Below are 20,270 nucleotides of genomic sequence, written 5' to 3'. Positions count from 1 at the left end.
TTTTATTTTAAAAACTACACTATTCCTTCGTTGAGGAGATCGTGTAAATGGATGATGCCAAAGTAAGTATTTTGTTCCAGAACTAACAATTGTGTGATGTTATTTTGCTTAATAATAGCTAATGCATCAACCGCTAAAGCATCGAATTGTATGCTCTTTGGTGTTTTGCCCATTATATCTTCGGCTTTTAGGTTTGCAATAGAATTGTTATTTTCTAACATCCTCCTGATATCACCATCGGTAATAATGCCTAGCACGTTCTCATCGTTATCAACAACAACAACAGCACCTAAACGGTTTTTACTAATTTCTATTAACACATCTTTAACCGGAGCTGATGGATGTATGGAGGGTTTTTCGTTTGATAAGGCAAGATCCCTGGCTTTTAAATATAATTTTTTTCCCAGAGATCCTCCCGGGTGATACTTTGCAAAATCTGATTCGTTAAAATCCCGGCATTCCAATAAACAGATCGCTAAAGCATCGCCTAACGCCAATTGAGCCGTTGTACTGGTAGTGGGCGCCAAATTATGTGGACAAGCTTCTTTTTCGAAAGAAGTATTTAAAACCAGATCGGCTTGCTCAGCTAAAAAAGAATTCAATTCTCCAACCATCCCGATCAGCAGATTGCCAGCTGCTTTTAACAAAGGTGTAAGCACTTTTATTTCTGGCGTATTTCCACTTTTAGACAGGCAAATTACAATATCATCAAGCTGGATCATTCCTAAGTCGCCATGAATAGCATCAGCAGCATGCATGAAAATAGCAGGTGTACCAGTTGAATTAAAAGTGGCCACCATTTTTTGAGCAATGATTGCACTTTTTCCTATACCTGTAACAATTACCCGTCCTTTACTATGTAAGATGCTTGATACGACCTTTTCAAAATCAGCGTTTATGTTCTTAGCAACATTTAATATTGCTGCTGCTTCAAGCTCTAATGTGCTTATAGCTGATTGGATTATTGATTTTTTACTTTTCAAAGAGAAAATAATTGTTTGTTAATACTTGAAATTCTTGTAAAATTATGTTATTTTGGATACAAAAATAGCATCGCATATTTTATTACACAAAATGGACGTGAAAAAGTCGTTATTTGATAACCTGCAAAATTTCTTCGGGTTTGATAATTTCAAGGGTGATCAGGAGTCGATCATTACCAATATTTTAGAGGGCAACAATACTTTTGTTATTATGCCTACAGGCGGAGGGAAGTCTATTTGCTATCAGTTACCCGCTTTAATGAGCGAGGGAACAGCAATTGTGATCTCTCCACTAATCGCATTGATGAAAAACCAGGTAGACCAGTTAAGGGCTTTCGGTGGAAATGACAGTATTGCACACTTTCTTAATTCATCCTTAAACAAATCTGAAATTACTCAAGTTAAATCTGACCTCTTAAGCGGGCAGACTAAATTATTGTATGTTGCGCCCGAATCTCTGGCGAAGCAAGACAATATTGAATTTTTAAATCTGATTAAAATTTCTTTCGTTGCTGTTGATGAAGCGCATTGTATCTCTGAATGGGGACACGATTTCAGACCAGAATACCGTAAAATTAAACAGGTTATCGCTGGATTAGGAAATAATATTCCAATTATTGCACTAACTGCTACTGCTACTCCCAAGGTTCAACAGGATATTATGAAGAATCTTGGAATGATGGAGGCAACGTTGTTTAAATCATCATTTAACAGGCCGAACTTATTTTATGAAATCCGCCCTAAGAGAGACATTACCAAAGAGATTATTAAATACATCAAATCTAATCCGGGTAAATCGGGGATTATTTATTGCCTCAGCCGAAAAAAGGTGGAAGAGGTGGCAGAAGCTTTAAACCTCAACGGAATCAGTGCTTTGCCTTATCATGCTGGTTTAGATCCAAAAGTACGGGCTGAAACACAGGATAAATTTTTGATGGAAGATGCCGAGGTGATTGTGGCAACCATCGCTTTTGGTATGGGGATCGATAAACCTGATGTTCGCTTTGTAATTCACCACGATGTGCCTAAAAGTATGGAGGGCTATTATCAGGAAACTGGCAGGGCCGGACGTGATGGCGGCGAAGGCGTGTGCATTGCTTTCTACTCTCAAAAAGATGTAGATAAGCTGGCTAAGTTTATGAAAGATAAGCCGGTTTCGGAAAGAGAAATTGGTACACAAATATTAAAGGAAGTGATTGATTATGCAGAATCAGGCGTTTGCCGCCGTAAGCAGATCCTTCATTATTTTGGCGAAAACTTTAACGAAACAGGCTGTAACTGCATGTGTGATAACTGCAAAAAGCCTAAAAAACAATTTGATGCTGAAAGCCAGTTATCTACCGTATTGAAGTTTATTGAGAAATCGGGAGAGAAATTCGACGATGCACACTTGCTAAACGTTTTCTTAGGATTAGAAACGGCGCAAACCATTGCTTATGAGCATAGTAAAGTTCCTGAATTTGGAATTGGCAAAGAAGAAGGTGAGTTGATGTGGAAATCAATTATCCGCCAGGCTGTTTTAAACAATTACCTGTTTAAGGATATTGATAATTATGGTTTATTAAAGTTAACAAAGCAAGGGAGAGATTTTATTGTTAATCCTTATAGCCTTAAATTCATACTGAATGAACCAATAGAGAACGGTGCTGACGATGATGAGGATGAGGTAAAACATGGCACCGGAGCTTTAGATACCCATCTTTTATCTTTACTTAAAGAGCTGCGTAAAAAAATTGCGAAGCAAAAAAGTGTTCCTCCATTTGTCGTTTTTCAAGATCCATCGTTAGAGGAAATGTGTACACATTACCCAATTACCATGGAAGAGCTTCGCCAGATTTCTGGTGTAGGTTCAGGTAAAGCGATGAAATTCGGGACACCTTTTATCGAATTGATCAAAAAATATGTCGAGGATAATGATATCGAACGTCCTATTGATCTGATTATTAAAACTCAGGCCAATAAATCGCAAATGAAAGTTTCAATCATTCAGAATATAGACAGACAGATCGGTTTGGAAGACATTGCTGATTCGAAAGGCATTACTTACGAAGAAATCCTGAAAGAAGTAGAATCGATTGTAAACTCTGGCACTAAACTTAACCTTAACTATTTCATTGATGAAGTAATTGATGATGACAGACAGGATGAAGTTTTTGATTATTTCAGGGCAGCTGAAAGCGATTCTATTGACGAAGCACTTAATGAATTGGGCGAAACCGATTATACCCGAGAAGAAATTCAATTGATGCGGATTAAATTCATGTCAGAATTAGGAAACTAGAGATTGATGGAAGATGGGAGAGGTAAGATGGATGATGTATCTGCTTATCCGTCCCATTTTCTATTATAGATTTTAGTTTATACATTTTCCATAATACATTTTACATGTTAAACTATTTAGATAAATTAAAAAATACAGATTCGGGAAATTTCTTTTTAATGGCGGGACCATGTGCCATTGAAGGCGAGGATATTGCCATGAGAATTGCCGAAAAGATTATTACGATTACCGATAAACTGCAGATCCCATATATTTTTAAGGGTTCGTACCGCAAGGCGAACAGAAGTAAAGGAAGTTCTTTTACAGGTATTGGTGATGAAAAGGCATTGCGCATTTTAGAAAGAATTGGTAGAGAATTTGGTGTTCCAACTGTTACCGATATCCATGAAAGTGCTGAGGCGGCTATGGCCGCTGCTTATGTAGATGTATTGCAGATCCCCGCGTTTTTATGCCGCCAAACCGATTTATTAATCGCTGCTGCAGAAACCGGGAAAGTAGTTAACGTTAAAAAGGGCCAATTCCTTTCAGCAGGTTCAATGAAATTTGCAGTAGAAAAAGTAAAAGAAGCTGGCAACAATAAAGTAATCTTAACTGACAGAGGTAATACTTTTGGTTATCAGGACCTGATAGTTGATTACCGTGGATTACCCGAAATGCAAAGTTTTGGCGTTCCTGTAGTAATGGATTGTACACATTCGTTACAGCAACCCAATCAAAGTAGCGGTGTAACGGGGGGCAAACCAGAGTTGATATCAACCATTGCCAAAGCGGCAATTGCAGTTGGTGCAGATGGTTTATTTATCGAAACGCATCCTGATCCTGCAAATGCAAAATCAGACGGAGCAAATATGCTTCATTTAGACCTGCTGGAAGAAACTTTAACCAAACTGATCAGAATCAGACAAGCCATACTATAAATTTTGAATAATCCGAAAGTATTTCTCACTGCTGAATGGCGCAAACTAGCTATGGCCCAGTATGCCGTAGATAAAGAAATACTTTCGAAATACCTGCCTCCGCATACCATACTGGATGATTGGCAGGGCAAATATTACGTGAGTTTAGTGGGATTTATGTTTATGGATGTAAAATTGCGCGGTTTTAATATCCCTTTTCATACTAATTTTGAAGAAGTTAACCTGAGGTTCTACGTCAAATTTAAAGACGGCGGCATTTGGAAACGGGGCGTTGTATTTATTAAGGAATTTGTCCCAAAACCTGCTATCACTTTTGTAGCCAATACCCTTTATAAAGAAAACTATCAGACACTGGCCATGAAACACCTTTGGGCTGAACAAAAAGATCAATTGGAAGTAGCGTATTCCTGGAAAAACAGAAATTGGAATAGTTTTGCGGTTACTGCTACATCAAAAGCTGAAGATATTCTGGCTGGTAGCGAAGAAGAATTTATTACAGAACATTATTGGGGTTATACCAAAATCGGTGTAAACAAAACCTCTGAATATGGAGTTGAACATCCGCGCTGGCAAGCATATCCTATCAAAGACTATAAGATCAATGTTGATTTTGGAATTAATTATGGTGAGGATTTTGCTTTCTTAAATAATGCCACTCCCGATTCTGTAATTCTTGCAGAAGGATCAGAAATCAGGGTTTTAAAAGGGAAAAAGTTTTAATCTGATTACTAATAATGGTTGGTGTGTTGCGTTATATTTTATGATAATTTCCGTGCAGATAAAGTGTTGGCTTAAAACAAGATAAGTCAAGTTTTTAAAACTTGACTTATCCAGATACCACAAACAAAAAATGCGTCCATTATAAATTGGGACGCATTTTTATAAAGATTCTTCGCAATTGCTCAGAATGACAATCTGAAAGATTATTTAGCAACTGCTTTACCTGAATAAGTTGCCGCTAATTTTAATGCATTATAAGTATTCACAATTCCACCGCTGATACAAAGATCAGAAAAAGGAACAGAAACTTTTTCTGCATCTGGCCCTTCGCCTTTAGCATATTCTACATTGTGATTCACTTTAGTAACCGATTTAACGATAATTTCTTTTACCTGTGCTGCTGATAATTTAGGATAATAAGAACGGATTAATCCGGCTAAACCGGCTACAACAGGAGAGGCCATACTCGTTCCATCTAAGTTTTTGTATTTAGAACCTGGTACCGTAGAGTAAATCTGAACACCAGGAGCGAAAACATCAACCTGTGTTTTACCAAAGTTAGAAAAACTGGCTTTTAGTGTTTCATCGTCCTGAGGGCCTGAAGCACCAACAGTAATCCACGATGCAATGGTTTTTTCGTCTAAATCCTTATGGTTAGGGAAATTATTTTCAACATCGATATTTTTGTTTTCGTTACCTGCAGCCTGAACGATCAGTACATCTTTAGATGCAGCATATTTCATCGCTTCGTTAACAATAGCTTTATCCCAGCTATAAGCTTTACCAAAACTCATGTTAATTACTTTTGCGCCATTATCAACCGCGTAACGGATTCCATTTGCCACATCTTTATCTCTTTCATCACCATTTGGCGTACAACGAACCCCCATAATGACAACATTATCAGCTACACCTAAAATACCAAGTTTGTTGGTTCTGTCAGCTGCAATAATACCAGCTACGTGCGTGCCGTGCATAGCGTCAGGACCTGCAACATCGTTATTGCCATAAAATTTTTCCTTAGGATTGTTTGGATCATCGCCAACTATGGAGCGTGGATCATAATCAAGATTTAAGTTGTAACTGGCCTGGCGTGTATAATAATCGAATCCCTCTACAATCTGACCTTCGTAAAAATCTTTAAAACTGCCTTTTTCTAATTCTTGAGTTAATACATTTTGGATCCTGCCTTCAACCTCAGTAGCAGGTTTAAAGTTTTTAAAATCTTCTGCGGTTGGATTTTCTTTACCGATTTTCTTTACTACTGCATCTAAAGCATTTTTAAAACCAGTAATACCTGCCAGATTTCCCTTAGCTTCCGCTAATTGTTTTTCCAATTCGGCTCTTTCTGCTTTAAAAACCTCGAAATCCTTTTTATCTTTTTCCGTTACATTCGCATCTGTGGTATTGGCAAAACGTACCTGGTCGCGACGAACTAAACGGGTTAATTCTAAAGTTTCGAAATTTACAGATTCTTTAGGGCCGCCAATAAAATTCCAGCCATTAATATCGTCGATATAGCCATTCTTGTCGTCATCCTTACCATTGCCAGCTATCTCTTTGGTATTTACCCACATAATCCGTTTTAAATCCTCGTGTGTAGCTTCTACACCGCCATCATTTACGGCTACAATTACTTTAACAGATTTTTTACCTTTTAAAAGTTCCTTATATGCTTTTTCGGTACTGATTCCGAAAGTGCTATCACTTTTAAGATCAAGGTTTTGCCAATTGGCTTTTTGCGCATTGGCCAAAGTTGGTACTGCACTTACGAACGCAATGCTTAATAGCGCGCTAAAAATTCTACTCTTATTCATTTATGTATTTTTGTATTAAACGGCGAAAGTTAATTTTAATTTTTTATTGAAAGAAATTCTATTAAAATTTAATGCTGTTAGGATATTTTATCACTAACTTTTAGGTAGTTTTCAATATAAAAGTCGCCACCTCAAAGGGGGCAACGTGGTACTGGAGGGATCTATCTAAACAGATTTCTTCAATACATTGCACTCCGCTCGAAATGACGACCGCACTATAAAAATTACCTTACTCTATTTTAATCCAGCTGCAATCTTCTTAGCCATTTCATCATGTGATTCAATTACTTTTAAAGTATTCGTAGCCCATTCTTTGATGCTTTGGTCACGGTTTTCAATCCCCTGTTTAAATAATGCTACTGTTTTTTCATGATCGGTAACCATCATAGCCATATAATGTTTATCAAATGCTGTACCGGTCATTTTTTTCATTCCATCCAAATGGATCTGCTCATCGGCGGGCAATGCATCAGGAGTAATCACTTTTTTGTTTACCGCCAAAGCTTTTAATTCTGCATTCGCTTTGGTATGGTCGGCAAGCATTTTAGCCGCGAAGTCTTTTACTTCGGTACTTTTTGCATTTTTTGCGGCAATCTTAGCTGCTTCAACTTCCATAATACCACCTACAGCTGCTTTTCTTAAAAATGTAGCGCCTGCCTCATCAATACCAGATTCGGTACTCTCGGAACCAGCAACGTGGTTACCATTTACCATGGTGGTATCGCCAGATACGCTGTCTTTTGTAGTAGCCGATTTTTTATCTGCAGTTTGACAAGCCTGAAAGGAAAGTGCCAAGGCAAATGCTGTTGACAATAAAAATATCTTTTTCATGTTTTCTCTATATTTAATAGATTAGAAACAAGAGCACTGGAAAAAGGTTTTGTTGTAAGAGTTATTGTGCAACTCCATAAGGATTTTTGATAACAATAGCCATTAAACGTTCCGGATTTTCTACTGGTTCAAAACCAAATTGTTTATACAATCCATGTGCATCCAAAGTGCCCAGGCGATATGTTCTTAATCCCTGTAAATCAGAATGAAAGATCATAAACGACATCAGTTTTTTAGATAAACCCAAGCCACGGTAGCTTTCTTTAACATAAACATCACAAAGCCATGCAAAAGTAGCCTTATCGGTTATCCATCGCGCAAAACCTACCTGTTCCTGATCTTTATAAATTCCAAAACAAAGCGAATTTTCTATAGAACGTTTTACGGTATCTAGCGGAATGCCCTTTGCCCAATAAGATTCTACACTTAAATAATGATGTATGGCTTCGGGATCTAAAAGTTCCTTTTTATCTGAAAATATAAAACCATTTTCGCTGATTTCCATTTTGATTAATGATTGATTTTGAATGATTAAATGAGTGAATTCTTTCAAAAATCCACTTAAAGAATTAGCTAAGTTTTTTAAGCCTCTTCCGCAGTTAACCGATTAACCAGTTCAGATAATTAAGCTTTCTAGTTACGCATATTAATAAACTGCAACGGCTGATTAAAATCTTCATTTCTACAAAGGCTGATCACGGCCTGCAAGTCATCGATTTTCTTTGCTGTAACCCGAACCTGATCATCCATAATAGATGGTTGAACTTTTAAGCCGCTGGCTTTGATTTTCGCCACCACTTTTTTCGCCGCTTCTTTATCTAATCCTTCTTTTATGCTGATTTCTTTTCTGATCATGTTGCCTGAGGCCTGATGCTCGTCGCCAAAGTCTAAACTTTTCGGATCTAAATTCTGTTTCATCATCCGCGAAATAATGGAATCTTCGATTGCTTTTAATCGCATATCATCTTCCGTAACAATGGTTACCACGTTTGTTTTTTTATCCAGATCGATGGTGCTTTTCGATCCGTTAAAGTCGAATCGGTTAAGGATTTCTTTTTTAGCATTGTTAATGGCGTTGTCTAACGTTTGCGCATCAACTTTACTTACAATATCAAAAGAAGGCATGGTTTTAGCTTTAAAGTAAAAAAATAAGTAGATTTAATAGAAATTAATCCATCCTCACAAAAAAACGAAAAATAATATGAAAACCACTAAACCAAAGTCTCAAAAAAAGATCACAAAAAAAGAAGTTAAAAAACAGCTTGAGCAATCAATTACGGATAAGTTTTTAGACGTAATTAAAAGTTTAGGTCATGATGTATCGGAAATTAGTACGGAGGTTGGTAAGGCAAGTAAGCGGGTGGCTAAAAAATTAACCAAAAAATTTACGATTGTAAAAGCTGATGTGGGACAAAAAATTGATGATTTGTTACATGCATCTAAAGAGAAAGCCAAAGCAGCGGAAAAACCTGTTGCCAAAGCGATAAGTAAATCTGAAAAATCTGCTGAAAAAGTAGTTAAAAAAGCTGTTGCGAAGGCAAAACCAGTAGTACAAAGCATTAAAGTTGCCGCAATAGAAACTGAAGAAAAAGCAGAAAAGGCATTGGCAAAATCAGTGGCAACAGCAAAAGAAGCTGTTAACGAAGCTACTAAAGTAGCTAAGAAAACGGTGAGTAAAGCTCCGGAAACGGCTAATGAGGTTGTTAAAAAAACGGTTGCGAAAGCTACCCCTGCGGTTAAGAAAGTAGTAAAAAATCCTGCCGGAAAATAAATTTGTTAACGTTAATATGCGAATGAATTAACATCGATTTAACAAATTAATTTGCAGTTTTGAACATCCCTGTTTGGCAGGGATTTTTTATTTTTTTAAATGAGTAATAAGAAGATTCCATTTTTTAACCGCGAAATCAGTTGGCTTTACTTTAATGAACGTGTATTGCAAGAAGCGGCCGATGAAACAGTTCCGCTGATTGAACGGATTAAATTTCTATCTATATTTTCTTCCAATTTAGAAGAGTTTTATCGTGTAAGGGTGGCCACCATGACCCGGTTAACCAATCTGAACGATAAGGCTAAGGCACTTTTGGGATTTAATCCAAAGAAAATTCTGAATGAGATTAAAAATATCGTTGTAAAACAGGAAAGAAAATTCGACCAGCTTTTTCAGGCTACCTTAATTAACGAACTTGCTCAAAACAGGATTTTTATTTTAAACGATACTCAACTGAATGTAAGCAGGGGAGAATTCGTTAAAAATCATTTCAGGGATAAGATTTTATCAAATGTGGTTCCGATTATGCTGGATATGGATAAGCCATTTCCCGAACTGAAAGACAGGTATCTATATTTCTTTGTTAAACTTTCTAAAAAGGATACAAAAGTTAGAGAAAAGTATGCATTAATCGAAATTCCGCCTAATTTACCCCGGTTTTTGGTGCTGCCGGAAACAAACGATCTGAAATTTATAATTCTTGCTGAAGATATTATCAGGTATTGTTTAGATGATATCTTCTATGTTTTTACTTACGATAATTTAGAGGCTTATTCGATCCAGTTAACACGGGATGCCGAACTGGATATTGATAAAAACATTAATGATAAGTTTATCGAAGATTTAAAAAGCAGTTTAGAAAAACGCAAAAAAGGCAAACCAATGCGCCTGCTTTATGATTCGGCCATGCCGCTTAATATGCTTACCGTTTTGGTAAACAAACTCAAGCTAGAGGCAGATAGTTTAATCCCCGGTAACCGTTACCATAAATTTGGCGATTTTATCGCTTTCCCGAATGTGGGTAAAAAAGAATTGGAATATGCCCCGAACGTACCGCTTAAGGTGCACGATCTGCATAGAACCCAAAGCATGTTCAATAAAGTTGCCCAGCGTGATTATCTGGTGAATCTGCCATACCAATCGTACGATTACATTATTTTATTCTTACGTGAGGCGGCAATTGATCCGAAAGTAACCGAAATACAGATTACCTTATACCGGTTAGCTGAAAACTCGAAAGTAATCAATGCCTTAATTAACGCTGCTAAAAATGGAAAGGCTGTTTCTGTTTTATTAGAACTTAAAGCCCGCTTTGATGAACAGGCTAATATTTACTGGACAAGCCGTTTAATGGAAGAGGGGGTTAAAGTAAATTACGGTTTAACAGATTACAAAGTACACTCTAAAATTTGTTTGGTTAAACGGATTGAAAAGGATAAGCCGGTTTACTACGCCAATTTAGCTACAGGGAATTTTAATGAGAAAACTGCAGGTTTATATTGCGATCATAGCATTTTTACCGCAAAGAAAGAGATTACCAACGATCTGGTCAAACTTTTTGATGCATTGAGCAAGCGTACGGTAACCAAAGGCTTCAGGCACCTGATTGTTTCACCACTGGAGAGTCGCTCTAAACTGGTTAATTTTATCAACCGAGAAATCAGAAATGCCAAACAGGGTAAACTTGCTTATATCATGTTAAAGGTAAACAGTTTAGCTGATGAAGGCATTATTTCCAAACTTTACGATGCGAGCAATGCCGGGGTTAAAATTCAGCTTATTATACGCGGTATCTGCTGCCTGGTGCCAGGCGTAAAGGGCTTTAGCGAAAATATTACCGTTATTAGTATTATCGATAAGTTTTTGGAACATGCCCGGGTTTATATCTTCAGTAATAATGGTAAAAACGATATGTATTTATCTTCTGCAGATTTAATGAGCAGAAATTTCGAGCACCGCGTGGAAGTAGGTTTTCCAGTTCTGGATCATGATGTTAAACAGGAGATACAAGACATTATTGACCTGCAACTGCAAGACAATACCAAATCGAGGCAAATTAATGCCTTAAACAATAACAAATACCATAAAAACAGATTAAGTAAAAAAATAAGGGCACAGGTAGACATCTACAACTATTTAAAAACCAAGCATCAATCATAATGTTAAGATACGCAGCTATAGATATCGGTTCGAATGCGGTGAGGTTACTCATTGCAGATATTAGCAAACAAGACGGAAAATATAAATACAAAAAGAACACCCTGATACGTGTGCCACTCCGGTTGGGAGATGATGCATTCTTAGATCAATATATTTCGGAGAAAAAATCTGCAGACCTGGTAAAAACCATGACCGCTTTTAAAAATCTGATGGATGTGTATCATGTTTCTGAATATTTGGCTTGTGCAACATCTGCCATGCGTGAAGCCAGCAACGGACAGGATATTGTAAAACTGATTAAGGAGCAAACAAACATTACCTTAGAAATTATTGAGGGGCAGCGGGAAGCGAATATTATTTATGCCAACCATATAGAAGAAGAATTAGACGAAAATAAAAACTACCTGTATATTGATGTGGGTGGGGGTAGCACCGAATTATCTGTTTTTGTAAAGGGTACTCCGGAAGCATCAAGATCTTTCAATATTGGTACAATCAGAATGCTCGACAATCAGGATAAGGAAGAAACCTGGGAAGAGATGAAAGATTGGGTAAAAGAGCATACAAAAGAATATAAACACTTAGCTGGTATAGGTACGGGTGGCAATATTAATAAATTGTTTCGCATGTCGGATGAGAAGGAAAATGCGCCTTTATCGTTACAGAAATTAAATTCGATGTATAATAAATTAACCAGTTATTCATTGAAAGAAAGGATCAATACCTTGGGCTTAAATCCCGATCGTGCGGATGTAATTATCCCCGCTTGCGAAATTTATTTAACTTTAATGAAGTGGACGGGTATAAAACAGATTTATGTACCTAAAGTAGGAATGGCTGATGGGATTATTAAATTATTGATAGAAGAGAAGCTGGATTAGAGAAATCATCTCATGCAGGCCTGGCAATGATTTAATGATAAATGGGTGGCTGATAGTATAAAAATACGCTAAAAGAAGCCGTTTAATGTGCGCGTATAAACTTACTATATTAACATCCTGAATGATTAAAATATAATGATATATTTGCTAATTAATTTAGTAAGTATGTCGGTAAACGTTAATATCACTTCAAAGGGAATACAAAAAGTACTTAAGAACTATAATGAAAAGCAGGCCATTGCGGAGTACATATGGAATGGTTTTGACGCCAATGCGAATACCATCCGTATAGATTATGTAGCCAATACGCTTGGCCTGTTGGAGCAGTTAACGATTGCTGATAATGGTTATGGAATTAATTTTGATCGCTTACAACAAAAATTCGATCCGTTTTTCGAATCTGAAAAATCTACTCAGATTGTAGCACCAAAGCACACCTCGAAAATGCATGGCCGTAATGGGGTGGGGAGACTTACCTTTTTTACCTTTGCGCATAATGCCGTTTGGCAAACCACTTACCAAGCAGAAAAAGGATTTTATTCTGGCGAAATACACATTAATACTGGTGCTTTAAATAGTTACAGCCACGATTTTTCCAGCGTTCCGGGCAATACTGGTGAAACTGGAACAACCGTTTCTTTCACTAATTTGAAGATAAGTCAACAGGATTTAGAAGAAACAGTACTTCCTTTTTTGATAAACGAATTCTGTTGGTTTATTGAATTGAATAAACACAAAAATTACTCGATTATTGTAAATGGTGAAGCATTGGATTTTAGCAGCAATATTAAAACTGTAGAAGAGTTTAATCTTTTTTATCCCGATACTGCCGTTAATTTTAAGATTAAATATGTTCATTGGAAAGAAAATCTCCACAAAGAACTCTCTAAATACTATTTCTCGGCTAGTGGAGAAGAAATTTATAAAGATTACACCACCTTAAATAAAAAGAGCGACGATTATTTTCATAGTGTTTACATTGATAGTGATTTTTTTCGTGATTTCGATTTTAAGAGTTTCGAAAATGAAGGGCAGGTGGCCATATTTGGTGCAGCTAAATCTTCTGCAGAATATAGATTTTTGATTAAAGCATTAACGGAATATCTTAAAAGTAAACGTAAACCGTTTTTAAAAGAATATGCCAACCGCCTGATTGAAACTTACGAAGAGGATGAGATATTTCCTGTTTATGCCAGCGAAAGAGAGCAAGAATTAAGGAAACCGGAGTTGGTTAGTTTAATTAAGGCATTATATGAAGTGGAGCCTAAATTGTTTAGTAGTTTAAATACCGATCAAAAGAAAACCATTGTACGTCTTACCGATCTTTTAATGCGCTCTAACCTCCGTGATGAAATTTTTGAAATGTTTAATGGCATAATCGAATTAGAAGCCGAAGAGCAGGATGAGTTATTGAAATTGATAAAAGGCCAAGAAGCGAAGAAAAATTAGATTAACATTTTATCGGTGATTTAGTAATTTCATGCTGATAGTTCTACTTTTTTTATCCTATTCTCAAAATCTTTGTTATTTTAATAATATATATTCATTTTTATAGCGGCAGTTTAGCTGTCATTCCCCGTATGATGAAGAATATTTATTATTAAATCTTACTGTTTTTATATGAATGAGCAGTTAGGGTGTTTTGAAACAGGTATTCCCATAGAAATTTACGGATTGAGCGAAAAATCGGTTACAATAACATTCGGAACGGCTATCGATAACGATTTGTTGGGCCTGATTACTGATTTTAATCAATTGCTTTTACAAAATCCTTTTTCTGGTTTAATATCTACCGTTCCGGCTTACACTACATTAACTGTTTTCTTTGATCCGTTAAGTGTGATGTTATCAGATCTTCCAGGTGAGGTTTGCTTCGAAAAGGTATCCGCACATTTAAATAAAATTGCACAAATAAAAAGAGAAAAATCAAAGGTAATAGCTGATAACGTGGTTATTCCGGTATGTTATGACGATGATTTTGGTTGGGATCTGTCAATAGTAGCCCGCACCAATAAACTTACCGAAACTGAGGTGATTGATATCCATACTGCCGGCGAATACGTTGTATTTATGATCGGTTTTGTGCCAGGTTTCGCTTATATGGGCGGGATGGATACCAGATTATCAACGCCTAGAAAAGAAGTCCCTAATGCTAAAATACCCGCAGGATCAGTAGGTATTGCAGGCAATCAAACTGGCATTTATCCAATGGAAACACCCGGAGGATGGCAGGTTATTGGAAGAACTCCATTAAAGATGTTTAATGTAACCCGTTCGCAGCCATCACTTTTAAAGGGAGGCGACCTGGTTACTTTTAAAGCCATTGGTATAGATGAGTTTAATGCGTGTGCTGAACTATGAGTATGAAAATCAGCATCATTAAGCCAGGCTTGTTAAGCACTGTTCAGGATCTGGGCAGGTACCGATACCTCTCGCAAGCTGTACCTGTTTCTGGCGCTATGGATGAGTTGGCTCACCGTTTAGCCAATAAAGCTGTTGGTAACGATGATAACGATGCGACCATTGAATTTACCTATGCCGATGCTTCGTTTAAAGCTGAAACTGATATTTTAGTAGCTTATTCTGGTGATGGAGCTTTCCTGTTTTATAATGATCAAGTAATGCCTGCAGAAAAGCCATTGTTTTTTCCGGCAGGTTCCGTTATAAAGCTGATCCATAATGCAATTGGGGTGCGTACCTATCTGGCTATTGCCGGTGGATGGGATGTGCCTGATGTAATGGAAAGTAAAAGCACTTATCTTACTGCTGATTTTGGAGGCTTTAAAGGGAGGATATTGCAAAAAGCAGATGTTTTGATCGGTGGTACCACTATTAGCGAAGCATCACAAGAGATATTAAAAGAATTAATTCATCGGTCGCTAACCTATCCAAATTGGCGCATTTCACGCGAAAGTTTATTGCCAGAGAAAAGGCAAAACATCAGAGTTGTGCTGGGCAATGAAATCGGCTGGTTTGATGCAGCATCGATTATTTCATTTTTAACCAATTCTTATACCGTCGATAGAAGGAGTAATCGAATGGGGTATCATTTATCTGGAAAACCATTGGTGAGGAAGGTTAAAAAGGAATTGCTCAGTACGGCAGTAACTCCCGGGATTATTCAGGTAACTGGAAGTGGCGACTTGATTATACTCATGGCCGACTGTCAAACAACAGGTGGTTATCCACGTATTGCCCATGTTGCAGCGGTCGATTTACCTTTATGTGCCCAGTTAAAACCAGGCAATACCATTCACTTTTCTGAAATTTCGAGCGATGAGGCGGAAGAACTTTTTCTGGAACGTGAACAGGATTTATCATTAATTACTACTGCAATAAGCCTTAAATATATCAAAACATGAAAATAATCGATCTTAATTGTGACATGGGCGAAGCATTCGGGAATTATGCCATGCCCAATGATGAAAAACTGATGGATTATATTACATCGGCAAATATTGCCTGCGGTTTTCATGCCGGCGATCCGGCTGTAATGCAGCAAACTGTAGCTTTAGCCTTAAAAAAAGGAGTAGCCATTGGTGCACACCCTGGTTTGCCCGATTTGCAAGGCTTTGGTCGTAGAGAAATGAAGATTAGCCCAAATGAAGCTTATCAGCTCACCTTATATCAAATTGGTGCATTAAGTGCTTTTGTAAAAGCTGCAGGTAGCAAATTACATCATGTTAAGGCGCATGGTGCATTATATAATATGGCAGTAAAGGATACCGCTTTAGCAAAAGCTATTGTGCAGGCTGTTTACGATTTTGATCCAGGTTTGATCTTGTATGCCTTAGCAGGAAGTAAGATGATAGCTGAAGCTGTAAAAGTAGGCATAGTTACCGCATCAGAAGTTTTTGCCGACCGTAGTTATCAGGATGATGGTTTACTTACTCCACGCTCAGCAAACAACGCTTTAATTATCAACGAAGAAGATGCTGTAAATCAGGTTTTGGGATTTGCGCTAAAGCAGGAAGTAAGGAGTGCAAACGGAAATCGTATCGCCGTAAGAGCAGAGACTATTTGTTTGCATGGTGATGGTGAACACGCTGTTGCTTTTGCTAAATTGATAGCTGAAAGACTAAAAAAAGAAGGCATCTTAATTAAAGCTCCATCAATATGAAGCCTAAATACAATTGGAGTGTACTTCTAGGAGCTGCATTTTTAATGGCGTCTTCGGCCATTGGTCCTGGATTTTTAACACAAACAGCAGTTTTTACCCAACAACTAGGCGCTAGTTTTGCCTTTGTCATATTGTTATCCATCATATTAGATGCCATTGCACAGTTAAATATCTGGCGGATTATTGCAGTTGCTGATAAACCTGCTCAAGATATAGCCAATAAGGTTTTTCCGGGCTTGGGTTACTTTATTTCATTTCTGGTTTTTTTAGGTGGTTTGGCTTTTAACATTGGTAATATTGCTGGTGCCGGCTTAGGGTTAAATGTGTTATTTGGCATTAGTGTAGGGCAGGGTGCTGTAATCAGCGCTATTATGGCAATTGGGATCTTTATTTACAAAGAAGCGGGCAAAGCAATGGATGTTTTTGCCAAAACCATGGGATTGATAAAAATTGTACTGGCCTTAATTATTGCCTACACCAGTTCGCCACCATTGGCAGAAGCGGCATTAAGAGCTGTAAATCCCACGCAGTTTAGTTTTACAGCAGTGTTAACCATAGTTGGCGGAACTGTTGGCGGTTATATTACTTTTTCGGGCGCTCATCGCTTATTGGATGCAAAGCAAACCGGAATCCAGAATTTGGGTGCCGTAAATAAAGGTGCATTAAGTGCAATCGGACTGGCATCGATTATGCGCTTATTGTTATTTATTGCTGCTTTGGGCGTAGTAAGTAAAGGTTTTACCTTAGATCCATCTAATCCGGCCGCCTCGGTTTTTAAATTGGCCAGTGGCGAAATCGGTTATAAAATTTTTGGAGTGGTAATATGGGCTGCGGGAATTTCCTCAGTTGTGGGCTCGGCATATACCTCCATCTCTTTTATCAAAAGTTTTCATCCACTGATCTTAAAGTTTAACAGAGAAATTATCATTGCCTTTATATCCATCTCCTGTGTTATTTTTATCCTGATTGGTAAACCCGTAAAAATATTGCTTACCGTAGGTGCCATTAATGGTTTTATTTTACCCATTGCATTGGGGATTATGCTTATTGCGGCTTATAGAACTAAAATTGTTGCAAATTATAAACAACCACTTTGGTTAACACTAACAGGTTTAGCAGTAGTGTTAACCATGGTTTGGATGAGTTACGGAACCATTTTACAGATGATGAACGGAGAATAAATCTTTATTTACATGACTACAATTACGAAATATCTTTGCCTTTTTTTACTATTCAATTCCACCTGTTTCGCGCAGCAGGCCACACAGGCTGTTGCTGTTGAACCTGGTGTTTCTCTTGCCCTGGCAAACGCCAGAAGTGCAGCAATCAGTAACATTCAGTATCAGCTTCATTTTAGAATACCAGCAGCGCAATCAGAATCAATTCAATCGACTGAAAATATTGATTTTAAGCTGAATAAGTTAATTCACCTGCAAGTCGACTTTAAGCAAAATGCAGACCACATAAAACTAGTATCAGTTAATGGAAAGACCATACCTATCGATTTTAAAGCGGAACACATCTTAATCAAGCAGGAGTATTTAAAAGTTGGGAATAACCATGTCGAAATCGAATTTATTGCCGGTAACGAATCGCTAAACAGGAATAAAGATTTTTTATATGCACTCTTTGTTCCTGATCATGCCAGAACGGTATTCCCTTGCTTTGATCAGCCTGATTTAAAAGCTAACTTTTTACTTTCATTAACTGTTCCAACCAATTGGAAAGTAATGGCTAATGCGGTAAAAAAAGATTCGCTGGTACAAGATAATTCTATCACCTATCATTTTAATCATTCAGATAAATTGCCCACCTATTTATTCTCTTTTACTGCAGGAAAATACACTCTGATCAACCGAGAAATGAAAAATAACAAAATGGAATTTCTGCACCGGGAAACCGATTCAGCTAAAATTAAACTTAGTGTAGATTCTGTTTTTATAGCCCATCGCGATGCCATTGATTTTTTGGAAAACTGGACAGCGATCAAATATCCCTTTCAGAAAATAGGTTTTGTCAGTATTCCAGATTTCCAGTTTGGTGGTATGGAACATCCTGGTGAGGTGCAATACAAAGCATCCTCATTATTTTTAGATCAGGGAGCTACCAAAGATCAGTTCATTTCCCGTTCAAATCTAATCTCGCATGAAACGGCGCATATGTGGTTTGGCGATCTGGTGACCATGAAGTGGTTTAACGATGTTTGGATGAAAGAGGTTTTTGCCAATTTTATGGCCGATAAGGTGACTGAAAAGTTAATGGGCAAAAACACTTTTGATCTTAAGTTTTTACAAGACCATTATCCGGCAGCTTACGGCGTAGACAGGACATTGGGCGCTAATCCCATTCGCCAGCAATTGGATAACTTACAAGAAGCTGGATCGATGTATGGAAATATTATTTACCATAAAGCACCAATTATGATGCGTCAATTGGAACTGTTAATGGGCAAAGAGAACTTTCAAAAAGGGATCAGGGAATACCTGAAAAAATACAGTTATGGCAATGCTACCTGGAACGATTTGATCGCCATTTTAAGTAAATACAGTAAAAGTGATCTGCTGAGTTGGAATAAAGTTTGGGTAAATGAACCTGGCCGACCGGTTTTTAGTTATGATATTAAATACAGTGGCAATAAAATAAGTAGCTTAAGCTTAATTCAGAACAGTGAAATGGGGCAGGCCCGGGTGTGGCCACAGTCTTTTACGATTAAGCTGGTTTATCCAACCTATAGTAAGTTTTTGGTAGTAAACGCAATGAATGCACGCACTGTTTTAAATGAAGCGAAAGGTCTTCCAAAGCCGCTGTATATTTTGTTTAATGCAAATGGTGCCGGATATGGCCTTTTCCCGATTGAGAAAGAGATGATGGCAAAGCTTTATGATATCACTGATCCTTTAGAACGTGCATCGGCCTACATCAATGCCTATGAAAATATGCTTTCGGGCAAAAGTAATCAACCTGATGAGCTTTTAAATATATTGCTTAAAGGTATAGCAACGGAAAAGAATGAGATGAACCTGAGATTGATCACAGGGTACATGACCAATATTTACTGGACATTTTTAACTAGCGAAAAACGAACGGTTATCCATTCAGTGATGGAAAAAACAATCTGGGACGCAATGGAGCAACAGCAAATGCAAAACAACAAGAAAATTTTGTTCAATGCTTATCAAAATGTGTATCTGAGTGCCGAAGCTGGAAAAAGAATGTACGATATTTGGCTCAAACAAACTGCACTAACTGGAATCAAATTGTTAGAAGACGATTATAGTGCGTTAGCCTTAACGTTGGCGCTTAAAACAGATACGGCTAACACGATCTTAAAAGATCAGCTGGAACGGACCAAAAATGAAGACCGTAAAAACCGGTTAATTTATTTAATGCCTGCATTATCTCCAGATGTTAAGGAAAGAGATCGTTTCTTTAATGGTTTAAAAGATAGGAAAAACCGCCAGAAAGAGGCCTGGGTAACTACGGCTTTATCTTATTTACATCACCCCATCAGGGAAAAAACATCTATTCATTATTTGAAAGAAAGCTTAAACTTATTAGTAGAAATACAGCAAACCGGAGATATATTTTTTCCGCAATCGTGGTTAGCGGCAATCTTCTCGGGTTACAATAACAAAGAAGCAAATGCCATAGTGCAAGATTTCTTAAAATCACATCCTGCTTACAATCCAAAATTAAGGGATAAAATTTTGCAAACTACCGATAACCTTCGACGGGCGCAAATCATCATACATTAACTTTTAATTAAATTAAATTTGTTACAAACGGGTT

General features: G+C 37.4%; 17 protein-coding genes. 12 read left to right on the top strand and 5 right to left on the bottom strand.

Annotated features, from left to right (window positions below; translation table 11 throughout):
• Positions 1–14: 14 nt before the first annotated feature.
• Positions 15–983, bottom strand: coding sequence for a KpsF/GutQ family sugar-phosphate isomerase (locus BCL90_RS15785; RefSeq protein WP_121284961.1), 969 nt, complete (start codon positions 981–983; stop codon positions 15–17).
• Between the two features lie 91 nt (positions 984–1,074).
• Here BCL90_RS15785 and recQ point away from each other — a divergent pair, with 91 nt between their 5' ends.
• The 3 genes from recQ to BCL90_RS15770 all read left to right on the top strand — a co-directional run bounded on the left by recQ (position 1,075) and on the right by BCL90_RS15770 (position 4,901).
• Positions 1,075–3,264 carry a DNA helicase RecQ gene (gene recQ, locus BCL90_RS15780; protein WP_121284960.1) on the top strand — a complete coding sequence of 730 codons (2,190 nt, stop codon included), beginning with the start codon at positions 1,075–1,077 and terminating at the stop codon, positions 3,262–3,264.
• 104 nt (positions 3,265–3,368) lie between these two features.
• Positions 3,369–4,181, top strand: a complete 813-nt coding sequence (gene kdsA / locus BCL90_RS15775) for a 3-deoxy-8-phosphooctulonate synthase (RefSeq protein WP_121284959.1) — start codon at positions 3,369–3,371, stop codon at positions 4,179–4,181.
• Positions 4,182–4,184: 3 nt separating this feature from the next.
• Positions 4,185–4,901 carry a YqjF family protein gene (locus tag BCL90_RS15770; RefSeq protein ID WP_121284958.1) on the top strand — a complete coding sequence of 239 codons (717 nt, stop codon included), beginning with the start codon at positions 4,185–4,187 and terminating at the stop codon, positions 4,899–4,901.
• 203 nt (positions 4,902–5,104) lie between these two features.
• On the opposite strand, the gene BCL90_RS15765 is transcribed toward BCL90_RS15770, so the two are convergent.
• The 4 genes from BCL90_RS15765 to BCL90_RS15750 all read right to left on the bottom strand — a co-directional run bounded on the left by BCL90_RS15765 (position 5,105) and on the right by BCL90_RS15750 (position 8,674).
• Entirely contained in the window at positions 5,105–6,718 is a 1,614-nt protein-coding gene (locus BCL90_RS15765) for a S8 family peptidase (protein ID WP_121284957.1), read from the bottom strand.
• 234 nt (positions 6,719–6,952) lie between these two features.
• Positions 6,953–7,549: a DUF4142 domain-containing protein gene (locus BCL90_RS15760; protein WP_121284956.1), complete on the bottom strand. Its 597-nt coding sequence runs from the start codon at positions 7,547–7,549 to the stop codon at positions 6,953–6,955.
• Between the two features lie 61 nt (positions 7,550–7,610).
• A complete protein-coding gene (locus BCL90_RS15755) occupies positions 7,611–8,054 on the bottom strand; it encodes a GNAT family N-acetyltransferase (RefSeq protein ID WP_121284955.1) in 444 nt (147 codons plus the stop codon).
• A 128-nt stretch (positions 8,055–8,182) separates the two neighbouring features.
• Positions 8,183–8,674, bottom strand: a complete 492-nt coding sequence (locus BCL90_RS15750) for a YajQ family cyclic di-GMP-binding protein (protein WP_121284954.1) — start codon at positions 8,672–8,674, stop codon at positions 8,183–8,185.
• A 76-nt stretch (positions 8,675–8,750) separates the two neighbouring features.
• Between BCL90_RS15750 and BCL90_RS15745 the strand changes: the two genes are divergently transcribed.
• The 9 genes from BCL90_RS15745 to BCL90_RS15705 all read left to right on the top strand — a co-directional run bounded on the left by BCL90_RS15745 (position 8,751) and on the right by BCL90_RS15705 (position 20,236).
• Positions 8,751–9,320, top strand: a complete 570-nt coding sequence (locus BCL90_RS15745; protein WP_121284953.1) for a hypothetical protein — start codon at positions 8,751–8,753, stop codon at positions 9,318–9,320.
• A gap of 99 nt (positions 9,321–9,419) precedes the next feature.
• Entirely contained in the window at positions 9,420–11,480 is a 2,061-nt protein-coding gene (gene ppk1 / locus BCL90_RS15740) for a polyphosphate kinase 1 (protein ID WP_121284952.1), read from the top strand.
• Positions 11,480–12,361, top strand: coding sequence for a Ppx/GppA phosphatase family protein (locus BCL90_RS15735; RefSeq protein WP_121284951.1), 882 nt, complete (start codon positions 11,480–11,482; stop codon positions 12,359–12,361). The genes ppk1 and BCL90_RS15735 overlap by 1 nt, the downstream gene beginning before the upstream one ends.
• Positions 12,362–12,526: 165 nt before the next feature.
• Positions 12,527–13,810, top strand: coding sequence for an ATP-binding protein (locus BCL90_RS15730; RefSeq protein ID WP_166792218.1), 1,284 nt, complete (start codon positions 12,527–12,529; stop codon positions 13,808–13,810).
• Between the two features lie 171 nt (positions 13,811–13,981).
• Positions 13,982–14,722, top strand: coding sequence for a 5-oxoprolinase subunit PxpB (gene pxpB, locus BCL90_RS15725; RefSeq protein WP_121284949.1), 741 nt, complete (start codon positions 13,982–13,984; stop codon positions 14,720–14,722).
• 2 nt (positions 14,723–14,724) lie between these two features.
• Positions 14,725–15,723, top strand: coding sequence for a 5-oxoprolinase subunit C family protein (locus BCL90_RS15720; protein ID WP_121284948.1), 999 nt, complete (start codon positions 14,725–14,727; stop codon positions 15,721–15,723).
• Positions 15,720–16,481 carry a 5-oxoprolinase subunit PxpA gene (locus tag BCL90_RS15715; protein ID WP_121284947.1) on the top strand — a complete coding sequence of 254 codons (762 nt, stop codon included), beginning with the start codon at positions 15,720–15,722 and terminating at the stop codon, positions 16,479–16,481. Before BCL90_RS15720 ends, BCL90_RS15715 begins: the two co-directional genes overlap by 4 nt.
• Positions 16,478–17,662: an NRAMP family divalent metal transporter gene (locus BCL90_RS15710; RefSeq protein ID WP_121284946.1), complete on the top strand. Its 1,185-nt coding sequence runs from the start codon at positions 16,478–16,480 to the stop codon at positions 17,660–17,662. Before BCL90_RS15715 ends, BCL90_RS15710 begins: the two co-directional genes overlap by 4 nt.
• A gap of 12 nt (positions 17,663–17,674) precedes the next feature.
• Positions 17,675–20,236, top strand: a complete 2,562-nt coding sequence (locus tag BCL90_RS15705; RefSeq protein ID WP_121284945.1) for a M1 family metallopeptidase — start codon at positions 17,675–17,677, stop codon at positions 20,234–20,236.
• Positions 20,237–20,270 lie beyond the last annotated feature (34 nt).

It is taken from the genome of Pedobacter alluvionis (genome assembly GCF_003664035.1).
Classification (GTDB): Bacteria; Bacteroidota; Bacteroidia; order Sphingobacteriales; family Sphingobacteriaceae; genus Pedobacter; species Pedobacter alluvionis.
The sequence above is the reverse complement of the archived record's forward strand: the minus strand, read 5'-3'. Positions and strand labels throughout refer to the sequence as shown.